Origin of the sequence: Bacteroides stercorirosoris (genome assembly GCF_900142015.1) — a bacterium.
Classification (GTDB): Bacteria; Bacteroidota; Bacteroidia; order Bacteroidales; family Bacteroidaceae; genus Bacteroides; species Bacteroides stercorirosoris.
The window spans coordinates 1-4229 of record NZ_FQZN01000074.1 but is presented as its reverse complement, the minus strand read 5'-3'; the positions used below and the strand labels follow the sequence as shown (position 1 = coordinate 4229).

The following is a 4229-nucleotide window of genomic DNA, read 5'->3' as shown; positions in this document are numbered from 1 at the left end:
GAAGACGGAGGATTTCTTGCTTTTCTGCTAATGTGTGATGTCTTGACATAAATAAACCCCGAAAGTTTTTTGTCCAACTTTCGGGGGTCACTTCAGTTTGAAGTGACACATCCTCTTACTGTTTTTATTTATCTTCTTCTTTCTCGTTATTCATTCTGTAACTGAGTGCTCCGGATGGACATTTCTTGATTTGGGCGATCAATTCTTCCGTTGTAGCGTTCTCAATTGTTATCCAGGGTTTTTCTTTCGGATGATATACATTCGGAAGTGTCTTGGTACAAATACCTGCATGTTGGCATAATCCGGGTTGCCAGATGATGGTCAACTCACCATTCGTATATTCTTTTTTTATATTCATAATCATTCATTCTTAATGTAACCACTTCTTGATTCTTCATTCTTAATTGTCAATTGTCAATTCTCAATTGTCAATTGCTCAAACGTGTACTCCTCTTAACACGATTCTCTTCCATTCCGGATGTTTGTGAATGTATCCGGCTACGAAGGGGCATAGCGGTACCAATCGGAGTCCTTGTTTTTCAATATCTTTTAATGCTTTTTCTGCTAACTGGCTGCCGATGCCCTTGCCGCCCAATTGAGGGGGAACTTCAGTATGTGTCAGGTAGATTTCTCCATTTTTAGATTTGATATACTCTATTCTGGGAGTGTATTTTTCGACATGGAACTCATATTGATGACGTTCCTCATTGTCGATAAGCTCATATTCTTTTTCCATAATTGTACGTATTAATTGTTTACTGTATGTATAACACGCGGACTACGGAATTTGTTTTGGGGAAGAGACTTAAAAAAAATGTCCGGACGAAATCCCTTCGGCCGGACATCATTCAAATAAACTTGGCAGAGTTTATTGTTACTTTACTTTCTCTGAAACAGGGTGGATGAATAAAATGATGGGACGACTTGCCCGGTTCATTAGACTCAACGCTTTTTCCTCGAAAGCAATGATAAAACAGTGCATGGCAGGTCTTCTGACTTGTTTCTGTTGGCAGGCGCCTTCCCGGAAGCATGGCTTCCAGTGGCTATTGGTGTTTTGCCTGCAACATATCATGAAACTTACAGCAGCGGGACTGTTTAGGACTTTCACCTAATTCCCTTTTAATTGCCGACTCCGAACAAAGACGGCAAACCAATGCATCGCAAAGATAAGTAAAAAAATGATTAGTGATAAGAGATTGATGGTTAATTTTTCAATCCCCTCCACTAATCACTGATCCCTTATCGCTAACCGCTGATTACTTTTCTTTGGCCAGTGTGAATACGAATTCCAATCCGCCACCCTGGTTGTTTTTGGCTGAGATGGTGCCACCGTGAATGATAACCGAGTTCTTGACAATGGCCAGTCCCAGTCCTGTGCCGCCCAATTTGCGCGAACGCCCTTTGTCTACACGATAGAAACGCTCGAACAGGCGGTTCAAGTGCTCTTGCGGAACACCTACACCGGTATCGGCAAAACTGAAATAATAAAAATTCTCATCTTCGCGGAAACAACTGATATTGATATGTATATCCGTCCCCGCATAAGCGATGGCATTATCCATCAGATTGCGGAAGATGGAGTATAGCAGTGAATAGTTTCCGCGTAACTGTATTTTCGGTTTCAGAGAGTTGACTACGGTGATGCGCTTTTCTTCCAGCTCCAGCGACACCTCGTTCACGATGCTGCCTACCAGCAGGCTGATATTCACTTTCTCCATATCAATCATGTTGGCGGCTTCGTCCATGCGCGTCAATACGGAAATGTCACGCAGCAGGCGGCTCAGACGGTTGCTTTGTGCATAACACCTCTCCAGGAAAGTCTGCATCTTTTCGCGGGAAATATTCTCATTGTTGACAATGGTTTCCAGATACCCCTGTATGCTGCTGACCGGGGTTTTCAGTTCGTGCGCTATGTTCTGCGTCAGCTGCCGTTTTAGCCGGATTTGCTCTTCTTCCTGGGTGACGTCGTTGATGGAGATTTCGAAACTCAAATCCTGGAATATGATACATTCCACGATAAACATACGGCCATTCTTGTTGATGTTGATGGACATACGTTTCTCTTCCTTGCCCGGACGTTTGGGAGATTTATTGATGAAATCCCTAATCTTCTGAAATTCGCTGATGGAGAATATCTCTTCTGTGGCTTGCAGGTTAGAGTCCGAAATGAGATTGCTGTACTGTGTGAACAGGTTGTTGACCAGTATCTCTTTCTTATCCTTATTGAATACGCCCAAACCCTCGTGGGAAGTTTGCAGATGGGTAATCAGCTTCTCACGTTCAATATATAGCGCCTCTTTGGTTTCGCGCAGACGCTTGTATATCTGGATGATGTGCTGCGAGATTTCTCCCAATTCATTATGCGGGAAAGCGGATTGTATGTCTATCTCTACGGGTTCATTCTTGTCGGCACGTTTGGCAAACTCACGCAATTGGGTGATGGCGGTTCCCAGCTTCGAGGTGAACTTGTAGAAAATGAATATTAATAACAGAGACACGATGGCGGTGAACCAGATGTAGTGCTGGTCGGCTGCCAGATGCTTTATCAGGTTCAGGTCGTAGGGGAGTGCGGAGCGTATGATATAGTCCTCATAAAGTGTGGCGGAGTAGAAGTAAGGTACTCCTGTGGTTTCGGAAGTGCGTCGTACATCGTATCCTTTTCCTTCGGTCAGCGCTTTCTGCACTTCCGGCCGGCCGATGTGGTTTCCCGGTTCCTGGCTTTCATAACTGTCGAACAGGACTTCTCCATGCACATTCACTATGGTGACGCGTAGGTTTTGAGTGATGTACTTTTTCAGATATTGTCCCAATGCTTCGTTCCATAAACTGTCCGGAGTATGGGAAAGCTCCTGATGCACCCGTTCGTTATAGTCTTGCAGTTGTATGTCCAGCAGGTCTACCTTATATTCCTTTTCGCGTTGATATTGGTAGGCGAGGAAGCATCCGGCAAATACCAGGAACAGCGAAATGACCGAAAGGAACAGTTTCCGGCTGAACGACAGGAAGTGCGGGGAATTACTCAGCTTCGAAGCAGTATCCATATCCTAAGCGGGTTACGATGCATTTTCCATAAATCCCTATTTTCTTACGCAGACGGGTGATGTTTACATCAATCGTGCGGTCGAGCACATAGACTTCATCGCTCCAGATGCGGGCCAGTATATCCTCTCGTGAGAATACGCGTCCCTTGTTCTGAAGGAGCAAGAACAATATTTCAAATTCCTTTTTCGTGAGCGGGGCTTCTTCGCCGTCGATGCTTACTTTCTTCTTGGTGATGTCTACCACTAATGATTGATAAGTGAGCTGTTCCGGTTCACGTTCCGTTTCTCCCTGTTGTGTGCGGCGCAATACGGCTTTGACGCGGGCGATGACTTCGCGCAGCGAGAAAGGTTTGGAGATATAATCGTCTGCACCCAGATTGAATCCTGTTACAGTGTCATTCTCCGTATCTTTGGCTGTGATGAAGATAATGGGGACCTGGGCGGTTTTTTTGTCTTTTTTCAGCAGGCTGGCCATTTTGAAGCCGGAGATTTCTCCCATCATCACGTCCAATAGCAGCAGGTTGTAACTGCTGATATCCCTTTTCAATGCCTCTTCGGCGGAGTTGGCCGTATCCACCTCGTATCCTTCGTTTTCAAGATTGAATTTCAGGATTTCGCAAAGGTCTTCTTCATCGTCCACCACTAAAATACGATAATCGTTCATTGCTTTTCTAATTAAAGTGAGGTATTCAAAACAAATTCTCCTACCACAAAGTTATACTTTATTTCTTTTCGCCGACAAAGATGGGGTGATTTTGTTACGGGAAAATGAAACACGTGTTACAATACGATTACATTTTAGCTTTTTGCCGGTGACAGGCTGTTGGTGGGGAGGGGAGGTACTTTGGTCCCTTTCTGTAGGGTTATGAATTAATTCACCACAGAGTAACACAGGGTATCACAGAGTTTAATCAATTTGAAATCAAAAGAATAGAACTCCGTGAGACTCTGTGTTACTCTGTGGTGAAAACTCATTACTGTACTGTTACGAATGTGATTCACCACAGAATAACGCAGAGTTTTGCGGAGAAGATGCTGCTAAGTTGCCGCACCGTTACTTTTATCTGTTCTTCCTGCGACGGCTAATGAAAAATGTAGTGTACTGAATAAGTTGACACTTCTTAATCCACTAAAAAAGATGGAAAAAGGAAAAAAGAAGTACAACTTGTACAGCGATTCAGATCGAAT

General features: G+C 44.0%; 4 protein-coding genes and 1 riboswitch. All 4 genes read right to left on the bottom strand.

Annotated elements, in window-relative coordinates:
- Positions 1 to 124 precede the first annotated feature (124 nt).
- The 4 genes from BUC01_RS24725 to BUC01_RS24710 all read right to left on the bottom strand — a co-directional run bounded on the left by BUC01_RS24725 (position 125) and on the right by BUC01_RS24710 (position 3705).
- Complete coding sequence (locus BUC01_RS24725; RefSeq protein WP_009131255.1) at positions 125 to 358, bottom strand: (4Fe-4S)-binding protein; 234 nt, start codon at positions 356 to 358, stop codon at positions 125 to 127.
- A gap of 78 nt (positions 359 to 436) precedes the next feature.
- Positions 437 to 736, bottom strand: coding sequence for a GNAT family N-acetyltransferase (locus BUC01_RS24720; protein ID WP_025836017.1), 300 nt, complete (start codon positions 734 to 736; stop codon positions 437 to 439).
- 229 nt (positions 737 to 965) lie between these two features.
- A riboswitch (cobalamin riboswitch) is annotated at positions 966 to 1171 on the bottom strand.
- An 85-nt stretch (positions 1172 to 1256) separates the two neighbouring features.
- Positions 1257 to 3041 carry a two-component system sensor histidine kinase PhoR gene (locus BUC01_RS24715; RefSeq protein ID WP_025836021.1) on the bottom strand — a complete coding sequence of 595 codons (1785 nt, stop codon included), beginning with the start codon at positions 3039 to 3041 and terminating at the stop codon, positions 1257 to 1259.
- The gene (locus BUC01_RS24710) at positions 3016 to 3705 is read right to left on the bottom strand and encodes a two-component system response regulator PhoB (RefSeq protein WP_025836023.1); all 690 of its coding nucleotides are present in this window, start codon (positions 3703 to 3705) and stop codon (positions 3016 to 3018) included. Before BUC01_RS24710 ends, BUC01_RS24715 begins: the two co-directional genes overlap by 26 nt.
- Positions 3706 to 4229: the final 524 nt, after the last annotated feature.